The following is a 22,098-nucleotide window of genomic DNA, read 5'->3' on the forward strand; positions in this document are numbered from 1 at the left end:
TTTTTTGTTTAAATAAAATGATTATCCTCAGAGGTTTACTCCTCCCTTTTAGATTTTAAAAGACCAACCAAAGCTCTCAAAATCGTGCAGTTCATATATTTGGTTAGCGTATTATCAAATATTTAATAATCGAACTCAGGTTTGCCATTAATAGCTACGCAAATCTATCTTTGAATCGAAAAATTGACGTGGACTATTTTTTCAAAAGCGGGTAGTATTTTGTCCAATAGAAGAAATTGAAAGATTATATTCTTTCAAATAGAATAATTTAATTATTGATAATCAATTAGTTACGAAAATTAGATGGACTATCGTTAAACTCCTCCTTAAAAGCTTTACTAAACCAGTTAGGATTATTAAACCCTGTAGAGTATGCGATTTCTGAAACAGAAAGTTCAGTAGACTTGAGCAGTTTTTTGGCCTTTTCCAAACGTACTTTCCTAATAAAAATTGCTGTACTAGTATTTGTGATTGCTTTTAATTTTCGGTAGAGCTGTGAGTCGCTCATGGCCATGTATTTTGCTAATTCTTTAGCTCCAAAATTTGGGTCTTCTATATGTAGATGAATAGCATCCAAAGTAGTATTTAAGAAGATGAGGTTTTTATCTGTGGGTTGGTTGTTCTCACATGAAGATTCAACAATTTTAGTAACGGTATAACGTTCTTGTAATTTCTTTCGTTTTGCAATGAGCATTTGCATACGCAAACGCAATTCTTCTTTTTGAAAAGGTTTAGTTAAATAAGCATCTGCACCACTGGTAATTCCTTCTAATTTATCCTCTTGCATAGCTTTTGAGGTTAACACTATTATAGGAATATGATTTGTATTGTTATTAGATTGCAGTTTTTGTGTAAGTTCAAAACCATCCATAATAGGCATCATAACATCTGTAATCACAATATCTGGAATTTGTTTTGTAGCAAGTTCTAATCCTTGTTTACCATCTTTCGCAACTGTAACTTTATAATCTGGTTTTAGACAAGAAGTGATATAACGTGCCATATCGGTATTGTCTTCTACAATAAGTACGCTATTAGCATCTTCCTCTGTAACAACATCATCAATTTGAGGTACTACTGGAACAATAGTTGTTTTTTTATTGTTTACAAATGGATCTTTTAGTTCTTCATTGTTTGTAATAGGTAATGTTATTGTAAATGTAGAACCTTGTCCTAATTTTGATTGCACTTCAATCTTACCTTTAAAAAGTTCTACCAATTCTTTAGTTAGCGCTAAACCAATTCCTGTGCCTTGTGATACTTTTTGATCAGCATTTTCTACTTGGTAAAAGCGATCAAAAATAAAAGGCAATGCTTCTTCTGAAATTCCATAACCTTGATCTATCACTTCCAATCGTAGGGTTTTATTATTTAGTTTTTCTAGATTGATTGTTAACTCTGATTGCTGAGGTGAAAATTTTAATGCATTAGAAATAAGATTAGTGAGGATTTGACGCCATTTTTCGGCATCATAATCTATAATTATTTTATCTGGTTTTGAATTAAACTTTAACGTTATGAGCTTATCTGATGCGATGTTTAGAAAGCTATCTACAATATGATTCGTATAAGTTACGATATCATTCTGAATAAGATTGGTATTGAGTTGTTTCTTTTCGAGCTTTGCTAAATTTAGCATTTGGTTTACTAAATCTAGTAAATTATTACTGTTTTGTTCTATGGTTTCTAATGATGTTTTAATACCCTCTTTACTTGAAAACCCCTCTTTTAAATTATCTACATAACCATTTATTATGGTTAGGGGTGTTCTAAACTCATGAGTAATATTTGTAATAAAGCGAGATTTTAGAGTATCTAATTCTTGTAAACGTTTAGATTCTTGTCTTGCAATTTGCCGTTGCAAGCTTAACCTGTAGAATATATAAGCCAAAACTAAAAATGTTAGAATATAAAAAGCGTAAGCAATATTATTTTGATACCATGGCGGAATAACTTTAATTAGTAACTCTAAAGGTGGTTTGTTCCAAATCTTATTACGCGACTTTCCTTGTATTTTTAATTGATTTAGTCCTATAGGTAAACTTAATATTTGGAGTTCTTTAGAGTTTCTTAGTTCATTCCATTGGTTATCATTTAATGCATATATAAATTGATTGTTTTTATTGGGTCTAAGGTCTAAATCTGAAAAATTGATATAACATGGGAAATCATCATGATTTAATACAATCTCTTTAGTTTTTGTAATACTCTCCTTTGTAATTTCTGGGTAACTTAAAGCATTTATTTCTTCATCTTTAATTCGAAGAGACGTGAATGTAAGGTTTCCAGGGACGTCTAGCTCTGAAACTCTTTTCGGATTAAAAATATTAAATCCTTTTACGCCTCCAACGTAAATTTTGTTAGTCTCTTTATCGTATAAATGTCCACCAAGGTTAAACTCTGTGCCTTGTATACCATCGTGTTGGTTGTAGTTTGTAAACTCCTCAGTTAATTTATTAAACTTAAAAAGACCACCATTGGTAGTAAGCCATAAATTACGATCTACATCTTCTGTAATACTATAGACCACTGTATTGGTTAAACCTTGTGCTTTTTCGTAGCGTTTAAAAGTTTGACTTGTTGTGTTAAACTTGTTAAAACCTTCTTGGGTAGCTACCCATAAGGTTTTATCTGCATCATGCCACGTGTGTAATGTTGTGTTATTACTAAGGCTTGTGCTATCATTATCTATGTTAAAGTAATTTGTAAACTTTGGTTTTCTGTAATTGATGTCTTCAAATTGTAGCTTATTAAGTCCATTTTCAGAAGTAATCCAGTAGTTTAAATCGCTATCTTGAGACATATTATAAGTGAAGTTTGAACTAATGGAGTTTGAATTAGCATCAACTTTATAATGATCAAAAGTGAAGCTTTTGGCTTTTATGTTTCCAGTAAATCTATTAACGCCACCACCATATGTCATAATCCATATACTGCCTTTGTGGTCAACATATACGCCTCTTGTAGCATCATTGCTCAAGGATGTATTATCTTGAATGTTATTAAATAAACTTATTATTTTTGGTTGTCGAGGGTTAAAGTTATTAAGATCTATTATAGAAAGTCCTTTTAATGTGGCCACCCATAGATAGTTTTCAGGGTCTATAGCCATACCTCTAATTACATTAAATGCTAATGCGTTATTAGTGTTTTCTTTAGTAATGTAAGTGGTATTTTGATTGGAATCGATACAATTAATTCCTTTACGTGTTCCTACAAAAGTAAAATCTCTATTTTTAGCAAAAGATAAAATGAATGCATTGTTAAGCGTAATATTTGATGTTGTATTAATAGTTTTAAAGACAGGTTCTGTTGATGTAGTTACATCTAGATTATGGGTGCCAACCCATAGCATTTTTCCATCTGTAAAGGTATCGTGAACACGATCTGAAGTAATAGAATTCGTGTTTTTTTGTTTGGCTTTGTAAACTACAACATCTTTAAATTTACCAATTTCTTCATTAAACCCTTTAGCAATAAAAAGCCCATTAAAAGTGCCTATGTAAAACGTACTGTTATATGCGTCTATTGATGAGATATTTAGATTTTCATTCAGCTGTATTTCTTTTTCTAATACTATTTTAGAAAGTTTGTTCTCAATGGTATTGAAAACAAACAAACCATTTGTAGTACCTATAAAAATAGTATGGTTTTTTACAAATAAAGTAGTTATGCTTCCTAAAGCTTTGCCTAAATCTATCTCTTTAAAAGTTGGTTTATGGTTTAATGCTATTTCAGCAGTAAAAAGGCGACCATCTAAAGTACCTATACACACATCATTACCATTGGCGAAGGAGGCACTATATTGTGATTTTTTATTTGGTCTAATAATTTTTTCTGATTTGTGTATTGTGCCGTTTTTATCGAAAATAACTATGCCCTCATTCAAGATGGTGGCTATAATCATACCACTAGCAGTCTTAGATAAACTGTTACATTTGCCCTTATTTATAGAAGTGGTTTTAAAACTATTTATATTAGGATTGTAAATAGATATACCATTATTGTTAGTACCAATCCAAATATTGCCATGATCATCTTCAATTAGTGCATTTATATAATTACCAGAAATACTTGAAGCATTATTTTTTTCGCTTTTGTAGATTTTGAAAGTAGTACCATCAAATCTATTTAAGCCTTCTTGTGTGCCAATCCATAAAAATCCATTCGAATCTTTTAAAATAGACCTAATCGTTGTTTGTGATATACCATCATCTAATCCATAATGGTAAAAATTCATTTCTTGACCAGATAGGTTTGAAAAAACAATTGCTACAAATAAGGTAATTAAAATGTGTTTTAACATAGACATTACTTAATCTACAACCACAAAAAGTTAGTTTTAACTTATAATCTTAGTAAGTTACATTTTGCTTGTCTAAAACGGTTTTAGCTCTAAACGAATAGAATATAAGATAAACAAAGCAGAATACTGCAATCCAGTAGGAAGATTGAATACTAAAAACATCAGCTAATTTTCCTTGTACTGGCGGTATAATAGCACCACCAAGAATCATCATTACTAAAAACGCCGATCCTTGGGATGTATATTTTCCCAAACCAGCAATACTCAACGTAAAAATACAAGGCCACATTATAGAGCAAAATAGTCCACCAGATAAAAATGCAAATAAAGCTATATTTCCAGACGAAAATAAACCAATTAACATGGCTATTCCTCCTAATAAACTAAAAGTTTTTAATGTGGTTACAGGATTATCTTTAGCATAGAAAAACCCAAGAATTTGTACAGCGATACATATTGAGAAGAATAGAATTTCATTGGTGGTAAATGTATATTTTATAGAGTTTACCAACACAATAACGCCCAGCGCAACGTAAGGGATAATAATACGTAGCACTTTTTTAAGACCTTTACTTGGATTAAAAACTGTGATAGCGCCTACCCAACGCCCAATCATTAAACCACCCCAATAGAGTGAAATATATTTTCCTAATTCAGAATCATTTAAAATGGGCAGCCCTATACCATTTAATCCAGAATCTCCCACTGCTTTCTTTAACAGTTCGCCTAAATTACTTCCTATGGTTACCTCTGTACCCACATAAGTAAATATGGCTAACATCCCTAAAACCAGTTGCGGATATTTCATGGCACCCCAGCCCTCAGGCTTTTTGGCAGAACTAGAGTTTGCAATAAAAATTGAGGCCACTACAGCAAAAAGAGCAACAAAAAGCACTACTAAACGTTTTTGTTCTAAATCTTCTGTTGCAATAGAATTCCCAGAATATGTGCTAAAAATATAACCAAAGCAGGCTATGATGATGAGCGTTAGTATAATTAATAAATTCCTAGCTTTATTAGCTGGTTCAAAAGCGGTATCAGATTTTAAAGCAGGCAATTTTTTTGAAAAATAGAATAAAGCTGCGGCGAGTAAAAACAGTAGTCCCACACCTACATAAAGCCATTGTACCGTAATTAAGGTAATCTCGTTACTTTTTATCATGCTTGCCAGTTCGCTAGTAGACCAAGAGGCTGACCCAAATATTACCAAGCTTACTACCACAGGACCAATAGTTGTTCCAAAAGAATTAATACCACCGGCTAAATTTAAGCGATGGGAACCTGTTTTTGGGTCGCCCAAAGCAATAGCAAAAGGGTTTGCGGCGGTTTGTTGTAACGAAAAACCTAAACCAACAATAAATAGGACAATAAGCACAAAATAGAATACAGCTGTTTGCCCCTGTTCTGCACCAGAAGTCGCGGGAAACATTATAAAAGCACCAATCGCTGATAACAGTAAACCATACACAATACCGTTTTTGTAACCCCAATTATTCAAAATATCTCGTTTTACAGCGCTGGAAAGAACAAATAACAATAATGCTCCTATATAATATGCGCCATAAAATGCAAAGTCAACCAACTGCGATTGAAATTGATCAATACTAAAATACGTTTTACAAAAAGGGATAAACACGCCGTTAGAGGCAGCAATAAAACCCCAGAAGAAGAATACGGTTACTAAAGTGGCAAGAGCTGATTTGTTGTTTTTATTGTCCATTCTTAAAAGTGAGTTTTAATTTCAAAATCCCTAAGATACTAAAAGACTACTAAGCTACAACTCAAAATTAATTTAGGTTATTGACGTTGAAATTAAAAAACCATTAACATTATCATAAGATTTTAAGGTGTTTTAATCAGTATCTTTACAGCAAAAAACCTATGCTTCGCTGGATTATTTTCTTGCTTATTCTTATAGCTGTAGATGTATATGCATTTCAGGCGTTTCGTACCATATCTAAAAATGTATGGCTAAGTGTGTTGTATTGGGGTATAGCACTGTTGGTAATTGGAAATTTTGTCTACCAGTATTATGGTATAAATAGAGGCGATTTTGGGAACCCTCAAGCTTATGCGTTTGCCTTTCTCATCGCATTTTTGGTACCTAAAATGATAATATTAGGGCTTATGTTTGCCGAGGATATTTTTAGAGTACCCCAAGCTTTATTTCGATATTTTACTGAGGGATCAAACACTGGTATAAAGTATATGCCCTCTCGCAGAACCTTTATTTCTAAAATAGCCCTAGGTATTGCAGCTATCCCTTTTGGAGCTATTCTTTATGGTGTTTACAAAGGAAAATACAACTTTAAAGTGTTAAACTATACATTAACATTTAAAGATTTACCCGATGCTTTTGATGGGTATAAGCTTACACAAATTAGCGATGTGCATTCTGGTAGTTTTGATAATATTGATAAGGTGTCTTACGCTATAGATTTAATAAATGAACAAAAGAGTGATGTCATTTTGTTTACTGGAGATATGGTAAATAATGAAGCTAAAGAAATGCTCCCGTATGTTGATATTTTTAGCAAACTAAAAGCTAAAGATGGATTATATTCTGTTTTAGGTAATCACGATTATGGTGATTATTTAAGATGGGAAACTCCAGAAGCAAAGTCTAAAAATTTAGAACACCTAAAAGACATTCAAAAAGAAATTGGTTTTAATCTATTATTAAATGAAAGCAGATATATTGAAAAGAACGGAGAAAAAATAGCTCTAATTGGGGTTGAAAATTGGGGTGCAGGAGGCTTTAAAAAAGCAGGCGATTTAAAAAAAGCAACAAAAAATATCGACAAGGAAGATTTCAAGATATTATTGAGTCACGATCCATCACATTGGGAGAAACAAGTTATTAAGGATGACTACCATTACCATCTAACATTAAGCGGTCATACCCACGGTATGCAGTTTGGTATAGAAATACCAGGTTGGTTTAAATGGAGTCCTGTAAAGTGGCGTTACAAGTACTGGGCTGGTATATATCAAGAATTAGGTCAGTATATAAATGTAAATAGAGGTTTCGGGTATCTAGGCTTTCCTGGGCGCGTTGGTATTTGGCCAGAGATTACAGTTATAGAACTTAAAAAAGGCTCTGATAGTGCGTAATTGCATGGAAATGTTATATTTACTCTAAAAATTTGTTATTTTTATCAATAAAGTCAGACTAAACCTATCGAAAAAAGTAGATTTTAGATGTTTAAAATCTGCATTAGGTTTGTATATGATGTTTGAATTAAAACATTAAAAGTATGTCAAAATTTGGGGAACTAATTGATGTTGAAGTTCCAGTTCTGTTTGATTTTTATGCAGAATGGAACGAACAATCTACTGCAATGCATCCCGTTCTTCGAGATGTTGCCGCAGCCCTTGGCGATAAAGCTAAAGTCATTAAAATTGATGTTGAAAAAAATCAAGAATTGGCAGAGGCACTTCGTGTAAAAGGGTTGCCAACGCTAATTATATACAAAGATGGCGAGATGAAATGGCGACAAAGTGGAGAGCAAGACGCCAATACCTTGATTGAAATCGTACAGGATTATATTTAACTTCTATATTTTAAAGTTTTTATTGTCTACCACATTTTTCGGCGTAGTTACTCGAAAGAGGTTGAGCTTTACTCATTGATTTCTATTTTAAATTAATCAAATCGTAAATATAAATATTTCACTACTCAATCATGTAGTTCTATCCCTAAAGCACCTTCTTGCTATAGCCAGTATTAAAAACACAAAGAAAAGCATACCTGTAAAAGTATGAACAAATACATAGCAATTTAAATCAATACATTAAATTTGCACACTTAATGTAAATTGAATTTATTTTTCAGATTTATAATGAAATATGATGAAATGCTGAAATAACCCCGATAATTATCGAGACAGCATAATGACAACTATGAATAAACCAATCTCCATTACAGCCATTTCATCCCTATCCTCGCTTGGCTCCTCCCAAGAAGATATATGGAATAATTACCAAAACAGTAAACATTATATATCAGAAAAAGAAGTTTTGGACAAGCCTGTATTTGTATCACAACTTTCTAGTGAAACAAAACAAAATATTGAAGTATTACGACATTCAGATAGTAAATACAAATCTTTAGATGAAACCGTATTGTATGCCATATACGCATCAAGGCAAGCAGTAAAACTAGCCAATTGGAACGCTGCAGACAATTTTGGTGTAAACATTGGCTCGTCTCGTGGCGCTACAGGATTGTTTGAAACTTATCATCAATCATTTTTAGAAAATCATAAAGCAGAAACCTTAAGTTCTCCAACCACTACCTTAGGAAATATTTCCTCTTGGGTAGCACACGATTTACAAACCCAAGGTCCAGAAATAAGCCATTCCATAACCTGTTCCACAGCACTACACTCTGTATTAAATGGCATCGCATGGATTAACTCTGGGATGTGTGATAAGTTTTTAGTTGGCGGTAGCGAGGCACCGTTAACATCTTTTACCATAGCACAAATGCAAGCCTTAAAAATCTATTCAAAAGAAACGGGCAACTTTCCGTGTCGCGCTCTAGATTTAGATAAAACCAAAAATACCATGGTTTTGGGAGAAGGTGCTAGCATGATCTGTTTAGAAGCAGGAGAAACAAAAAACGCATTAGCTACTATAAAGGGATTTGGTTATGCTACTGAAATTTTAAAACACAATATATCTATTTCAAGTGATGCTAAATGCTTTCAAAAGTCAATGAAGATGGCTTTAGGTAGTTTAAATCCCGAGGCTATTGATGTTATAGTAATGCACGCCCCAGGCACAGTAAAAGGCGATGCTTCTGAATATAAAGCAATACAAAAACTCTTCAAGGATAAAATACCAGCTTTAACTTCCAACAAATGGAAAATTGGCCATACATTTGGCGCTTCGGGTGCCTTAAGTTTAGAACTTGCAACTCTAATGATACAAAAACAAAAATACATTGATATCCCCTATTTAAAATCCCAAAAAACTCCTAAAACCATAAAAAATATAATAATAAATGCTGTTGGTTTTGGAGGTAATGCAGTTTCTATATTATTAAGTAAAAACTAAACATTTTATCTTTTAATTACTATTTTTGATATTAACTAACTGATAGATTCATGAGCGCGACTAAACACAACTGGACGAAAGCCGAAATTCTAGATATATATAACAAACCTTTAATGGAGTTGCTTTACGAAGCCGCAACAATACATCGTGTAAATCACGACCCAAATACAGTACAAGTATCTACACTTTTATCCATAAAAACTGGTGGTTGTCCTGAAGATTGTGGCTATTGCCCACAAGCCGCACGTTACCACACTGATATTGAAGGGAATGATTTAATGAGCGTTCAGCAAGTTAAAGCGCAAGCTTTACGAGCAAAATCTAGTGGAAGTTCGCGTGTGTGTATGGGTGCTGCATGGCGTAATGTAAAAGATGGCGAAGAGTTTGATCAGGTTTTAGAAATGGTGCGTACCATTAATAAATTAGATATGGAAGTGTGTTGTACTTTAGGCATGCTTACCGAAAATCAAGCACAACGTTTGGCAGAAGCTGGATTGTATGCATATAATCATAATTTAGATTCTTCTGAGGAATATTATAAAGAAGTGATTTCTACACGTGGTTTTGAAGATCGTTTAGAAACTATTGATAACGTACGTAAAACTAATGTTACGGTATGCAGTGGAGGTATTATAGGTATGGGAGAACGTATTGAAGATAGAGCCGGTATGCTTGTGGCGCTTTCTACCTTAAATCCACAACCAGAGTCTACTCCTATTAATGCTCTAGTTGCTGTTGATGGCACACCTCTTGAAGACCAAAAACCTGTATCCATTTGGGATATGGTACGTATGGTCGCCACCACACGTATCGTTTTACCTGAAACCCAAGTACGCTTAAGTGCTGGTAGAACGCAAATGAGTAGAGAAGGACAAGCCATGTGTTTTTTTGCTGGTGCTAACTCTATTTTTGCTGGAGATAAACTATTAACTACACCTAATCCTGATGTAAACGAGGATATGGAAATGTTTAAATTACTTGGATTAAACCCACAAAAACCTTTTACTAAAAAAGTACAACCGCAAACTGTTGAGGCCAAAGACTCTGAGTTTGAAGCGTTGGGCGAAAAACCAAAATGGACAAGACCTGAGCATACCATAGCGCGTAATGAGGCTGCAAAAGTAAAGGCAAAGGCGGTTAAATAAATTTATTTGATTTATGTTGCTTTAAAGGCAGACAACCCCACTCCCTTGTGAGTAACTTGCCTGCTTGCAGGCAGGCGCCCAAAATACTATTTTACATTTTGTAACGTTTTCTTAACTTTGAATAACTAAACAAAACTTTCTTTGACGTTAAACCTACAGGACATTCCGCGCGTAAAAACGATTACAAAAGCTGAGTTTTTAAAGCACTATTTTAAACCTCAAAAACCTGTGGTTATTGAGCAGTTTATTGATGATTGGCCTGCATATAGCAAATGGAATTTAGAGTATTTTAAAACTATTGGCGGCAATTTAACTGTACCATTGTATGATGACAGACCGGTAGATTATAAGGATGGTTTTAACGAGCCTCATGCCAAAATGAAACTTAGTGAGTATGTTGATTTATTAAAGCGAGAGCCTACTAAATATCGTATTTTTCTTTGGAATGCACTAAAAGAAATTCCGAAACTACAACAGGATTTTACCTTTCCTGATTTTGGATTACGTTTAATGAAAGGTATTCCTATGCTATTTTTTGGTGGTCGTGAGTCTCATACTTTTATGCACTATGATATTGATTTAGCTAATATTTTTCATTTTCATTTTGAAGGTAAAAAAGAGTGTATTCTATTTGACCAAAAGCAGAATAGCTACCTTTATAAAATTCCGCATTCGTTAATTACTAGAGAAGATATAGATTTTAAAAACCCAGATTTTGAAAAATGGCCTATGCTTAAAAAAGCTAAGGGTTATAAAACAGAATTAAATCATGGCGAAGTATTGTATATGCCAGAAGGTTATTGGCATTATATGCGTTATGTAACGCCTGGTTTTTCTATGAGTTTGCGTGCTATTGCTAGAAACCCAAAAAACTTTAGTAAGGCACTTTATAATATTTTAATTATGCGCAATTTTGATAATGTAATGCGACGTGTAAAAGGGCAAAAATGGATAGATTGGAAAAATGAGCAAGCTATTACTCGTACTCATAAACATTTGTAAAGCCTTTGCCGTTATAAAACTTATAATATCTTTGCACGCTTTAAAACTCAAATCTTAAAAACAATTTTGAAGATGAAAAAACTAATTTTAGTACTCGCAATTTTAAGTGTTTCACTTATTAACGCACAAGCGTACACTGGTAAAAATGACAACAAATTTCAAGTTGGTTTAAATGCCCAAGACAATGGTACAGGTATTAACATCAGTTATGATTATGGCTTTGGAGAAAACATCTCTTTTGGTTTTACCTCAACCTATCTTTTAGGTGTTGAAGAGTCAATTGATGCCAGTTTCACAGACCGTTTTGATATAAGGGCGCGTTTTAATGCCAACTTAGGTAATGTAGTTAACGTTAGTGATAATTTTGATATATATCCTGGTTTAAGTTTAGGCATGAAAAATTTTGGTGGACATTTAGGGATGCGTTATTTCTTTACGGAAGGCTTTGGTATTTACACTGAATTGAATACGCCATTGGCAAAATTTAATTCGGATGGCTTAACCCCTGCTGAAATGCTTCATAACCAATTTACGGTTAATTTTGGAGCTAGTTTTAATCTATAAATACTCCAGAAAAATATAAAAAAGCGGATGATATGTAACATATTATCCGCTTTTTTATGGATTTACTCGAAAAGCTCCCTAGCTTTTTCGTACACTAAGTGCGTTTCCCAGCCTCTATATAGCAGATAATCGATAAATTTTCGCTTTTTTTTAAGTTTGTTTGGTTCCGTTATAGAATTCGCTTTTTTTTCGGCTAAATCATTGAAAACCTCGATGTAATCCGATTCTTCTATTTCTGCAAGTGCTTGATTTATATTAACTTTGCCAATGTCTTTTTGCTTTAATTCATGAGTTAATCGACGTCGGCCCCAAGCCTTAATTTTAAACTTACCGCTTACAAATGTTTTGGCAAAACGTTCTTCATTAAGAAAGTTATGTTCCAAAAGATGAACTATGATCACATCGATAGCCTCGGGTATCATGTGCATAGATTTTAGTTTTTGCCGTACTTCTTTATGACAACGTTCTTGGTACACACAATAACGCTCTAATTTTCTAGTAGCTTCTTGTACTGTATATGTTTTTTTGGTTTGCATTGCGAATTCAAAAATAACAATTGAAAACAATTAAAATTAATAGATCCAAATCTAGTTTTAAAAACTTAACATTATGAAAAAAATTACTTTAATATTACTATTGCTTTTAGGAGTTAGTTTTAGTTATGGGCAAACTATTCTAGCTAAAGAAGATATTGCTATAATTGGTGTAAATACGGATAATGAAGATTTTACGTTCTTACTAAGAGTTGGTATAACCGCAGGAACACAGATTTATTTTTCTGATAACGAAGTAAATGCAACTGGTACTGGATTACAAGATTTGAATGAAGGCGTAGTTTTATTTACTGCAGCTACAGACTACACATGTGGAACAATTATAAGTTTTTTACAGAATAATGCTGAATTTACCTCTGTTAGTGGTTTATTTATGCTGAATAATAGCGGAGATCAAGTACTAGCATTTCAAGGTTTTGATGTTACAACTAGAAATTGGACCACTTTTCTTCATGCTAATACTGATCCCCCTATTACTTTACCAGTTGGCTTTACTAGTGCTGATATTGTTGATGGAAATAGAGACAATAGAGAATATATTGGGGGTACTTCTGACCCTAGTTGGACAGATTTAAACACCTTTGCCAATTACAATCATGGGAACAATTACAGTGGAGTAACACTAAGTACCTCTCCCTTTATTTGCACTACTTGTTCTGGATCTACTGTAACTTGGATAGCTGGAGCTTGGTTACCAATAAGCGGTCCCAATCTTAGTACTCCAGTAATCATTGCGGATAACTTTGATACTACAATTGATGGGAGTTTTAGCGCCTGTTCATTAACCATTAATATTAATATTAATTTAAACGTTAATAATGGTGATTATGTTGAAGTACAAAATGATGTAACTGTAGATGGGGAACTTTTTGTGCAATCTCAAGGTAATTTTGTACAAAATAGCGACACAGCAAGTTTCACAGATAATTCTACTAATGGTGTACAAGTTCTCAAAGGTAAAACTTTTCCAAGAAAATTTTCCTATACCTATTGGAGCTCTCCAATTGTAGATGAGACAATAGAACAAGTATTCAGTACTGTTCAAGGAGACAGACGTTTTTCGTTTAATGCTGCCAACTTTGTAGATGTACAACAAGAAGATGGGAATTCAGGAGTTTTTAATCCTGGATCTGACGATATAGATGATAACGGGGACGACTGGCAAATAGCCAGTGGTACTATGCAACCAGGGGTTGGTTATGCTGCTATTGCTAGCCAACTTGGACCTGCATTTCCTCGTACTGAAAGTTTTACTTTTACAGGGGAGTTTAACAATGGTACCATTCAAGTGCCTCTTGTTAACAACAGTGGAGGTGCATATAACGATTGGAATTTTATTGGAAATCCATATCCTTGTGCTATTGATGCTGACGAATTTCTGTCAGTAAATAGTGCTTTGGTAGGAGCATTATATTTTTGGGATCAAGCAACACCTGAAAGTGATACTGCTGGAGGTAGCCAAGGACAAAATTTTTCAGTAGATGATTATGCTACATACAATGGAACAATGGGTATTGGAGCTAGAGCGGGTACTGGTGCTCAACCTAATGGCTTTGTTGCTTCCTGCCAAGGTTTCTTTGTTGAAGCACTAACTGCAGGCAATGTTACTTTTAATAATTCAATGCGTACTACAACAAATGATAATAGCCAGTTTTTTAAGAACGTAAATTCTAAAAACAATTCGTCATCTAGTTCTTTCAATAAATTATGGGTAAACCTAACAACAGATAACGGTGTTTTTAGCCAAATAGGAGTTGGGTATGTTACTGGAGCTACGGATTTTAACGATGGTGTATATTATGACGCAAAAAGAATTATTAGTTCTGGAAATGCTGCAATATTATATTCAACCATAGAAAATGATACTGATAAATTTGCTATACAAGGTAAGGCAATTTCTAGTTTAGATTCTAATGAAAATATAAGATTAGGTTTAAGTACAAATATTGAGGTAGCAACTGTATATACATTATCTATAGCACAATTTGAAGGAAATTTTATTGCCAATAACTCCGTTTATCTTAAAGATAATTTAACTAATACAATACACAATTTATCTGATGATGGCGATTATAGTTTTACATCAGAAGTTGGAGAATTTAATGACCGTTTTGAGATTGCATTTAACGCCGATGCATTATCTAATGATGGTTTTGAATTAAACACCAATGCTATTAAAATCATACAATTAGAAAATGAAGCTATTCAATTTACTACAGAAGTTTCAACATTTACATCTATTTCAGTATTTGATCTTTTAGGTAGGACACTTTATAAGCTAAATGCTAGCAGTAATGATGAGACTTATAATTTAAATACGCTTAAAAGTTCAGTATACATAGCCACAATAGAACTTGCAAACGGTAGTACTCTAAGCAAAAAATTTATTAAAAAATAAAACTAGTTTTACCTTACAGTGATTCACGCCATTCTAAAAATTAGAATGGCTTGTTTTTTATAGACTATATTTTAAAGCCAAAAGAAGATTTCGTCCCGGTGCTGCAATGCCAGAAGAATAAGGTCTGTAACGTTGGTTTGTAATATTCTCTAAAGCTACTGTTAAAATAGTTGTTTTACTTACCTTATACTGGCTTCTTAAATTTAAAGTGTACCACGATGGCGCAAAAGGATTTCCATTCTTATCTGCGGCATAAATAAAATCTTTTTCAACTTCTGAAGGTGCTAATTCATTAAAAGAGAGTTCTCCATTATACATCGTAAAAGCATCTAGCATTAAATCTTTATATTCCCATACTAAATGTGTATTCCCAAAATTTGGAGCTACATGACGTATTGGTACTTCAATATTATCATTCTCTTCTGTCCCTCCTATTACACTGTATTGAGAAGTTAACTTCAGTGCTTTGGTAAATTGCATTTTTAACCCCACTTCAAATCCATAAATCCAAGCTTTAGATGCATTTTGTATGGCTTGTATATTACTTAATGCCCCATCGTACACTATTTCGGTCTGTCCATTTAAGGTGTAATCGCGTCGTACAAGAGCATTATCCAAATACGTGTAATAGGTACTTAAATCGAGTATTAATTTCTTATTGAAATCTAATTTCAGGCCTACTTCTCCCCCATAAGCATATTCTGGTCGTAACATTTGGTTTGGTACTACTACAGATCCAGGTTCTGAGTCAAACACCTTACCTATATCATCAACATTAGGAGCTCTAAATGCTGATGCCGCATTAAGTTTCCATTGTATGGTTTCATTAGGAGACCATGTTATTCCTGCAGTGCCTGTTAAGGCCCCTGCAGTATTTTTAGAGCTTTGAAAAGGTAAATTTAAAAACCTATTATTTTCAGTAAAATCTGCCTCAGATGCTACATGATTAAATCGTAACCCCGATTGAAGTACAAATTTTGTATTTGGCTTATATTTTAAGTTGGCATAAGCTGCAGACGATGCCCAAGTAGCACCATTGGGATATCGAGACAAAGTTTCAGTTCTATTTCCATTAGAAATATTCTCAGTTACACCGCTAGAAGATACTTTATTAAACACATATTCTATTCCATAAAATAGTCGTGTTTTTTCACTTAATCGTTTTTCAAAATCTAGATTAAAGGAATAGGCGTCTACTGCCTCTTCTCGTATTCGTCGATCAGTTGTTCCAAAATCTCTATCTATCCTACTTTCTTGAAAATTTTGATAGGCTAGAGTTGCTTTTATCTTGTCATATAAATTAGAACCACTACTAAGTTTAGTAACATGAAGATTAGACATAAACCATTTTTGTGGTCCATAATTCCATTCAGCTGACCTTAAATTGTCTCCTAGATAACGGATAAGGCGATCGTACCTAGGAATATCAGATGATTTTGAATAGTGTAAACCTAGATCAAAACTCAAATTTTTATAGGGCTCAAATCTTATCTTTTGAGTGAGATTTAATTGATTATAACCTGAAAACTTTTGAACCCTAGGGTTTGGATTTTCAACCACAGCGTCATTCCCATTATCAGAAATAACAAATTCTGGTCTTAAGTAATCATCTGGTCCATGAGAACCCATTTGTAAATCATTAAAATCGGCATAAGTCACACTAGACAAAAATCCCCATTTCTTATAGCCTAAATTTAGATTTAAATGTCCTGTTTTCTCATTACTTGCCGAAGCATACCGTATTAAAGAATTTGATTTTACCAGTAATGAATCTGTATGTGATAATTCTGGGGTCTTAGTGTAAAAACTCATAACCCCACCAATAGCATCACTTCCATAGATAACAGAACCAGAGCCAAGAGTAACTTCTGTACTCTGAATTGAAAGTGGATCTACGGCAATAACATTATGCACATTGCCTCCTCTAAAAATAGCATTATTCATCCTAACACCGTCAACAGTGATAAGTAATCGATTTGTTGAAAACCCACGAATCATAGGACTACCTCCTCCCAATTGACTTCTTTGCACAAAAATGGCACCTGTATTTTGAAGTACATCTGCTGTTGTTTGTGGATTTGTAAACTCAATAATTTCAGAATTACTGTTTACAATTTTTTGTGAGATATCTCGTTTATGCTGCTCAAATTTTGAGACAGAAACCACTATTTCTTTTAGACCTCTTGTATTGGCATCGAGGTATACAATTTTTGTTTTTAAAACCTCTGCCTTAGTCAAGTATTTAGTAATATGCGATAAGTGTTGAAAGTAGAGCGTATCGGTTAACGCAAATTTATCTAAGCTGGCAATACCCTTAAAATCTGTAACTACACTCTTAGTTTTTTTTGCATCGAAAATAGCAACTCCAAAAACAGGCTCCTCAGTAATGGTATTTAATACTTTTATATCTTGTGCTTGTATTACTTTAAAAAGTAATAAAAACAGTAAAAGCATACTATTGCGCTTCATTTTCTAATTAAAAACTTGATTAAAAATCTGTAGTGACTTTGGGGTTCTAAAACTTCCCAAATGTAGTTCAAAATAAAGCAAAATCATATTTAAAAACGATTGTCTTTTTGCTGCGTTTATCTTTATAGAATAGAGTGCATCAAATTTTATACCTAACAGGTTTTTTAAAAGTATTAAATTTTCTCCTGAAATATTATGCTTTCCTGTAAGTTTATCTTGAAAATTACCGTATTCTAAATTAAAAAATGCCATCTTAATATTAGTCGTATCTGGATAAAAACCAAGATATTTAGTAAGGTTTAGCAAAAATAATAAGTGAAAGTTTGAGTATTCACTATCTGCATCAAACCATAATAGTGTAGTTTCTAAATAACTATAAAGTGCTTCGTTTTGCTCTTCTTCTTGAAGTGTTGTTGATAATATTTCAGATAAAAACATAACTACAGAACTCTTTAATATATGCGAATGTAAACTACCGTAAACAAAATTTGTTCTTACTTCTTTTATTGTATAAAGAGAACGTGTTTTTGTATAATTAAAAACTATCTGTAATTGTGATAATAGTTGAAAATACGCTGTTTTTGTATTGTTTTTTTTTGATTTTAATACGCCTCGAATCAAAAAGCTTATTACACCATGTTCTTGGGTGTAACATTTTACAATCAAATCATTATCCCGGTATTTTAATTTTGATAATACAATAGCATTTGTAGTACTTAACATTACCTTACTACCATTAATTTAACAACTTTAGTTTCAAAACTATTTAAATCTGAAAGCATAATAAGGTATACACCTGAGGCTACAATATTATTTGCGAGATTCTTACCATTCCAATATGCAATGCCTCCATCAATTTCTAAATTAAATCCTTGAAATCTTTGATTGGTTCTAGATTGTGCTTCAGCTACCAGATTCCCTTCGATATCGGTAATCTTGATATTTACATTCTCTGGTAGGTCTGTAATTTTTACTTTTTCTTCTACTATATCAAATCCTGGTCTAACTGGATTTGGGTAAGCATGCGATTTTGAAAAATCTTCAGAAGTTGAGGAACTTCCTGTTCTAAATGATACTAATCCTTTTTGTGTAGCGATATAAAGAATTCCGTTAGATTCATCTAGAGAGATGTCATTTACAATATTAGATGGCAAAGGAGAATTATCAGTTGTAAAGTGAAAAATTGTTCTTTGCCCATCAGGAGACAAGAAAAATAGTCCAGACTCAAAGGTTGAAATCCATTTATTATTCGCCCCATCCACCTCAATATCTGAAATAAATTGTTCAAATAACAGCTCTTTAGCAACACCATCTTCCTCTATAATTATCTCTTCAACTCTTGTGTTTTCTTCATTAAAAAAGTTTGCTGTGTTAAATAAAACGCGTAAACCGCTATGTGTTCCTATCCAAAGCTGATTTCGCCTATCTAAAGCAATTGATCTTACCGATTTATCTGGAAAATTTTCTTCTTCTGTTGAAATTTGCTTCAATAAAAAATTACTTCCATTTTCATTAAACCCAATTAACCCTTTAGAAAAAGAGCTAATAAATTTTGTGCCATCTGGAGCTATCACTATTTTATTAAAACCTAGATTATCAGCTAAGGGATCAGCTATTATTTCTGTAAAATCATATTTTCGCCATTGCCCTGTGGATGGGTTATATGACTTTAAAGGACTTTGAGTAAGAGATGTTATAGACCATAATAAACCTTCACTATCAAATTGTAATCCTGAAAGTCTCAAACTTATAAAACTAGGGTTGTTGGGAAGAACTAATGACTCTAAACCGCTATTGGTTTGATCGTACCTTATTGTTGGAATATCATCATTAATTTCTAATAAACCATCTTGAAATGAGCTAATAAAAACTTGATCTGTTTTAAAAGGATTTACAGCTATGGTATTCAAATTCCTTGATGAAAATATACTGTCGTAAGGAATATTTGTCCAGCCTTCTGATTTTAAATGACTAACTCCAAAACTTCTTAGTGGTGACGGATTATAAAATGGTGTAAAATCTCCGTAGGTTACCCATAAGTCATTTGAAAATGCTTTTAGTGAAAAAGGCTGGTTTAAAAGTGGTCCATCTGGATGTATTTCTTCAAAACCATCACTTTCACTTAGTGTTGTTTTTAATATGCCATAATTGGTAGTACCAATATAAATTGAATCTTCATAGAGCGAAGCCGATGTATACTCTGTTTCAAAATTTTCATCAATGCCAATTTGAGATATTAAATTAAAATTTTCATCATAAACAAAAACGGTAGTATCAGTGGTAACCAATAAATTATCATTAACTCCTTTTAATTTAAGAGGAACTCTAAGATATTGAAAACGATTAATAGCAGTAGTGCCTTGTATTTCATAAATTATTCTATTACTACCTGTAGCATATAATGTATTTGTTAAAGATTCTACACCTAAAAAATCTCCATTTACAATTGTTTCCCAGTTTTGAAAGTCAATTAAATCAGTCCCATCTAGAGGGCCTCTTCTTATTCCAGCATTTCTACATGCTGCATATATGTAATTATTAAAAATTGTGGTTTGCCCCACACTTAATTGATCTCCCTGATCGCCTATAAAATAAGTGTCTCCAAACTCTAGTCGTTCCAAATCAAAAACTGAAATACCAAAATCTGTAGAGATGTATACTAAATTATTCGAAACATTAAAATGATTTATTCCTTTACTTGAAGGCGGTATTGTTACCTTATCCTGAATGTCTACTACTGTTAATATATTTGTATCATTATCTAAAACAATTTCAATAAGACCATTTTCATAACCTATTAACAACAGTTCGTATAAATTACTATAATATAAGGTTGAAATAGTATTCCCAGATAATCCATTTATTGTAGTTTTCTCTTCAATATCTTGAGTATTTACATCATAGATAAACACCGCATTTTCAGCGGCTACATAAATTTTTGTATCACTTTCAGCTACATCTATAATATTGAAATACGAAAAATGACCCTCCCATGATGCCGAAAAGTCTTGTGCAGATTGTAAAAACGGCAGTAGAAAAATCAATAATATTAAAAACTTTTTTGCCATAGCTCTTTTTCTAGTTTCAAATATATTTATAAGTAACGAGTATTACTTAAAAAAAATATATTCTCAATAAAAAAACCAGAGAAAAGCGTTTCTCTGGTTTGATTTATTTTGAGATGTATTGCGTTAAACAACTCCCTGAGCTAACATCGCATCAGCTACTTTTACAAAACCTGCAATGTTTGCACCTTTTACATAATCAATATAACCTGTTTCATCTTTACCATAGTCAATGCATGACTGATGAATATCAGCCATAATTTCTTTAAGCTTTTTATCTACTTCTTCTCTTGTCCACTTATATCTTAGTGAATTTTGTGTCATCTCTAAACCAGATGTAGCAACGCCTCCTGCATTGGAAGCTTTTCCTGGAGCAAACAAAATTTTAGCTTTGTGGAATTCTGCAATCGCATCTTTTGTTGATGGCATATTAGCTCCTTCACTCACACACATACATCCGTTAGACAGTAAAGCTTTTGCATCATTCCCATCTAATTCGTTTTGAGTTGCACAAGGTAAAGCAATATCACATTTCTCATTCCAAGGAGTTTTACCTTTTAAAAATTTTGCGTTAGGATACTCTTCTATATATTCACTTATTCTGCCTCTTTTTTCATTTTTAAGATGCATTACAAATTTTAATTTTTCAGCATCAATCCCCTCTTCATCATAAATATATCCTGAAGAATCTGATAGCGTAACTACTTTTGCTCCTAATTGAATAGATTTTTCTGCTGCATACTGTGCAACATTACCCGAACCAGATATCACTACAGTTTTTCCTTCAAGACTATCGTCTTTAGTTCTTAGCATATTTTCAGCAAAATACACAGTACCATAGCCTGTTGCCTCTGGTCTAATTAACGACCCTCCCCAAGTCATTCCTTTACCAGTTAACACTCCTGTAAATTCATTTCTTAGTTTTCTATACATACCAAATAAAAACCCTATTTCTCGCTGCCCTACACCAATATCGCCAGCAGGTATATCGGTATTTGGTCCAATATGCCTAAATAATTCACTCATAAAAGCATGACAGAAACGCATGATTTCATTATCACTTTTTCCTTTAGGGTTAAAATCACTTCCTCCTTTACCTCCTCCCATTGGAAGTGTAGTTAAACTATTTTTAAACACTTGTTCAAAAGCCAAAAATTTCAAAATACTTGCATTTACTGTAGGATGAAAACGTAAACCACCTTTATATGGACCTATAGCAGAATTCATTTGAATACGATAGCCTCTATTCACTTGAATTTCTCCATTATCATCAACCCAGCACACTCTAAATGAAACTAATCGTTCTGGCTCTACCATGCGAAGTAGAACATTTTTGCCATAATAAATATCATGTTGAACGATATAAGGAATTACGGTTTCGGCAACTTCTTCAACTGCTTGTAAAAATTCTGGCTCATGAGCGTTACGCTCTTTTACCAAATCCAAAAAATCTGCAATAATTTCTTTCATGTATCAATAAATGTTTAATTTTTAATGAATATACAATTTAGAAGTACAAAGATACGTTATCTTT

At 33.0% G+C, this 22,098-nt stretch carries 14 protein-coding genes; 7 read left to right on the forward strand and 7 right to left on the reverse strand.

Annotated features, from left to right (window positions below):
- Nucleotides 1-286: 286 nt before the first annotated feature.
- Entirely contained in the window at nucleotides 287-4,306 is a 4,020-nt protein-coding gene (locus EYD46_RS07765; RefSeq protein WP_165454359.1) for a hybrid sensor histidine kinase/response regulator transcription factor, read from the reverse strand.
- A 49-nt stretch (nucleotides 4,307-4,355) separates the two neighbouring features.
- Nucleotides 4,356-6,026: an MFS transporter gene (locus EYD46_RS07770; RefSeq protein WP_130936509.1), complete on the reverse strand. Its 1,671-nt coding sequence runs from the start codon at nucleotides 6,024-6,026 to the stop codon at nucleotides 4,356-4,358.
- Nucleotides 6,027-6,187: 161 nt separating this feature from the next.
- Between EYD46_RS07770 and EYD46_RS07775 the strand changes: the two genes are divergently transcribed.
- The 6 genes from EYD46_RS07775 to EYD46_RS07800 all read left to right on the forward strand — a co-directional run bounded on the left by EYD46_RS07775 (nucleotide 6,188) and on the right by EYD46_RS07800 (nucleotide 12,078).
- A complete protein-coding gene (locus EYD46_RS07775; protein WP_130936510.1) occupies nucleotides 6,188-7,420 on the forward strand; it encodes a metallophosphoesterase in 1,233 nt (410 codons plus the stop codon).
- A gap of 143 nt (nucleotides 7,421-7,563) precedes the next feature.
- Nucleotides 7,564-7,860 (forward strand): thioredoxin family protein, encoded by a 297-nt coding sequence (locus tag EYD46_RS07780; RefSeq protein ID WP_130936511.1) that lies wholly within the window; start codon nucleotides 7,564-7,566, stop codon nucleotides 7,858-7,860.
- Nucleotides 7,861-8,209: 349 nt separating this feature from the next.
- Nucleotides 8,210-9,367: a beta-ketoacyl synthase N-terminal-like domain-containing protein gene (locus EYD46_RS07785; protein WP_130936512.1), complete on the forward strand. Its 1,158-nt coding sequence runs from the start codon at nucleotides 8,210-8,212 to the stop codon at nucleotides 9,365-9,367.
- Nucleotides 9,368-9,417: 50 nt separating this feature from the next.
- Nucleotides 9,418-10,512 carry a biotin synthase BioB gene (bioB, locus tag EYD46_RS07790; protein WP_130936513.1) on the forward strand — a complete coding sequence of 365 codons (1,095 nt, stop codon included), beginning with the start codon at nucleotides 9,418-9,420 and terminating at the stop codon, nucleotides 10,510-10,512.
- Between the two features lie 141 nt (nucleotides 10,513-10,653).
- The gene (locus tag EYD46_RS07795) at nucleotides 10,654-11,514 is read left to right on the forward strand and encodes a cupin-like domain-containing protein (RefSeq protein WP_130936514.1); all 861 of its coding nucleotides are present in this window, start codon (nucleotides 10,654-10,656) and stop codon (nucleotides 11,512-11,514) included.
- Nucleotides 11,515-11,586: 72 nt separating this feature from the next.
- On the forward strand, nucleotides 11,587-12,078 hold the full coding sequence (locus EYD46_RS07800) for a DUF6646 family protein (protein WP_130936515.1): 492 nt from the start codon (nucleotides 11,587-11,589) through the stop codon (nucleotides 12,076-12,078).
- 62 nt (nucleotides 12,079-12,140) lie between these two features.
- Here the strand turns inward: EYD46_RS07800 and EYD46_RS07805 are convergent, their stop codons facing one another.
- Complete coding sequence (locus tag EYD46_RS07805) at nucleotides 12,141-12,614, reverse strand: regulatory protein RecX (RefSeq protein ID WP_130936516.1); 474 nt, start codon at nucleotides 12,612-12,614, stop codon at nucleotides 12,141-12,143.
- A gap of 73 nt (nucleotides 12,615-12,687) precedes the next feature.
- Between EYD46_RS07805 and EYD46_RS07810 the strand changes: the two genes are divergently transcribed.
- Complete coding sequence (locus tag EYD46_RS07810) at nucleotides 12,688-15,030, forward strand: T9SS type A sorting domain-containing protein (protein ID WP_130936517.1); 2,343 nt, start codon at nucleotides 12,688-12,690, stop codon at nucleotides 15,028-15,030.
- A gap of 57 nt (nucleotides 15,031-15,087) precedes the next feature.
- Here EYD46_RS07810 and EYD46_RS07815 read toward each other — a convergent pair whose 3' ends face one another.
- The 4 genes from EYD46_RS07815 to gdhA form a co-directional block, all read right to left on the reverse strand.
- The gene (locus tag EYD46_RS07815; RefSeq protein ID WP_130936518.1) at nucleotides 15,088-17,499 is read right to left on the reverse strand and encodes a TonB-dependent receptor; all 2,412 of its coding nucleotides are present in this window, start codon (nucleotides 17,497-17,499) and stop codon (nucleotides 15,088-15,090) included.
- 3 nt (nucleotides 17,500-17,502) lie between these two features.
- Nucleotides 17,503-18,222 carry a DNA repair protein RecO gene (gene recO / locus EYD46_RS07820; RefSeq protein WP_130936519.1) on the reverse strand — a complete coding sequence of 240 codons (720 nt, stop codon included), beginning with the start codon at nucleotides 18,220-18,222 and terminating at the stop codon, nucleotides 17,503-17,505.
- On the reverse strand, nucleotides 18,222-20,567 hold the full coding sequence (porZ, locus tag EYD46_RS07825) for a type IX secretion system anionic LPS delivery protein PorZ (protein WP_130936520.1): 2,346 nt from the start codon (nucleotides 20,565-20,567) through the stop codon (nucleotides 18,222-18,224). Before porZ ends, recO begins: the two co-directional genes overlap by 1 nt.
- 123 nt (nucleotides 20,568-20,690) lie before the next feature.
- Nucleotides 20,691-22,034 (reverse strand): NADP-specific glutamate dehydrogenase, encoded by a 1,344-nt coding sequence (gene gdhA, locus EYD46_RS07830; protein WP_130936521.1) that lies wholly within the window; start codon nucleotides 22,032-22,034, stop codon nucleotides 20,691-20,693.
- Between the last annotated feature and the right edge of the window lie 64 nt (nucleotides 22,035-22,098).

The organism is Hyunsoonleella pacifica (genome assembly GCF_004310335.1).
Lineage (GTDB): Bacteria > Bacteroidota > Bacteroidia > Flavobacteriales > Flavobacteriaceae > Jejuia > Jejuia pacifica.

What these genes read in the sequence shown, in the direction of transcription:
- EYD46_RS07765 (WP_165454359.1), bottom strand. Translation starts at nt 4,306, where the DNA reads ATGTTAAAACACATTTTAATTACCTTATTTGTAGCAATTGTTTTTTCA.
- EYD46_RS07770 (WP_130936509.1), bottom strand. Translation starts at nt 6,026, where the DNA reads ATGGACAATAAAAACAACAAATCAGCTCTTGCCACTTTAGTAACCGTA.
- EYD46_RS07775 (WP_130936510.1), top strand. Translation starts at nt 6,188, where the DNA reads ATGCTTCGCTGGATTATTTTCTTGCTTATTCTTATAGCTGTAGATGTA.
- EYD46_RS07780 (WP_130936511.1), top strand. Translation starts at nt 7,564, where the DNA reads ATGTCAAAATTTGGGGAACTAATTGATGTTGAAGTTCCAGTTCTGTTT.
- EYD46_RS07785 (WP_130936512.1), top strand. Translation starts at nt 8,210, where the DNA reads ATGAATAAACCAATCTCCATTACAGCCATTTCATCCCTATCCTCGCTT.
- bioB (WP_130936513.1), top strand. Translation starts at nt 9,418, where the DNA reads ATGAGCGCGACTAAACACAACTGGACGAAAGCCGAAATTCTAGATATA.
- EYD46_RS07800 (WP_130936515.1), top strand. Translation starts at nt 11,587, where the DNA reads ATGAAAAAACTAATTTTAGTACTCGCAATTTTAAGTGTTTCACTTATT.
- EYD46_RS07805 (WP_130936516.1), bottom strand. Translation starts at nt 12,614, where the DNA reads ATGCAAACCAAAAAAACATATACAGTACAAGAAGCTACTAGAAAATTA.
- EYD46_RS07810 (WP_130936517.1), top strand. Translation starts at nt 12,688, where the DNA reads ATGAAAAAAATTACTTTAATATTACTATTGCTTTTAGGAGTTAGTTTT.
- EYD46_RS07815 (WP_130936518.1), bottom strand. Translation starts at nt 17,499, where the DNA reads ATGAAGCGCAATAGTATGCTTTTACTGTTTTTATTACTTTTTAAAGTA.
- recO (WP_130936519.1), bottom strand. Translation starts at nt 18,222, where the DNA reads ATGTTAAGTACTACAAATGCTATTGTATTATCAAAATTAAAATACCGG.
- porZ (WP_130936520.1), bottom strand. Translation starts at nt 20,567, where the DNA reads ATGGCAAAAAAGTTTTTAATATTATTGATTTTTCTACTGCCGTTTTTA.
- gdhA (WP_130936521.1), bottom strand. Translation starts at nt 22,034, where the DNA reads ATGAAAGAAATTATTGCAGATTTTTTGGATTTGGTAAAAGAGCGTAAC.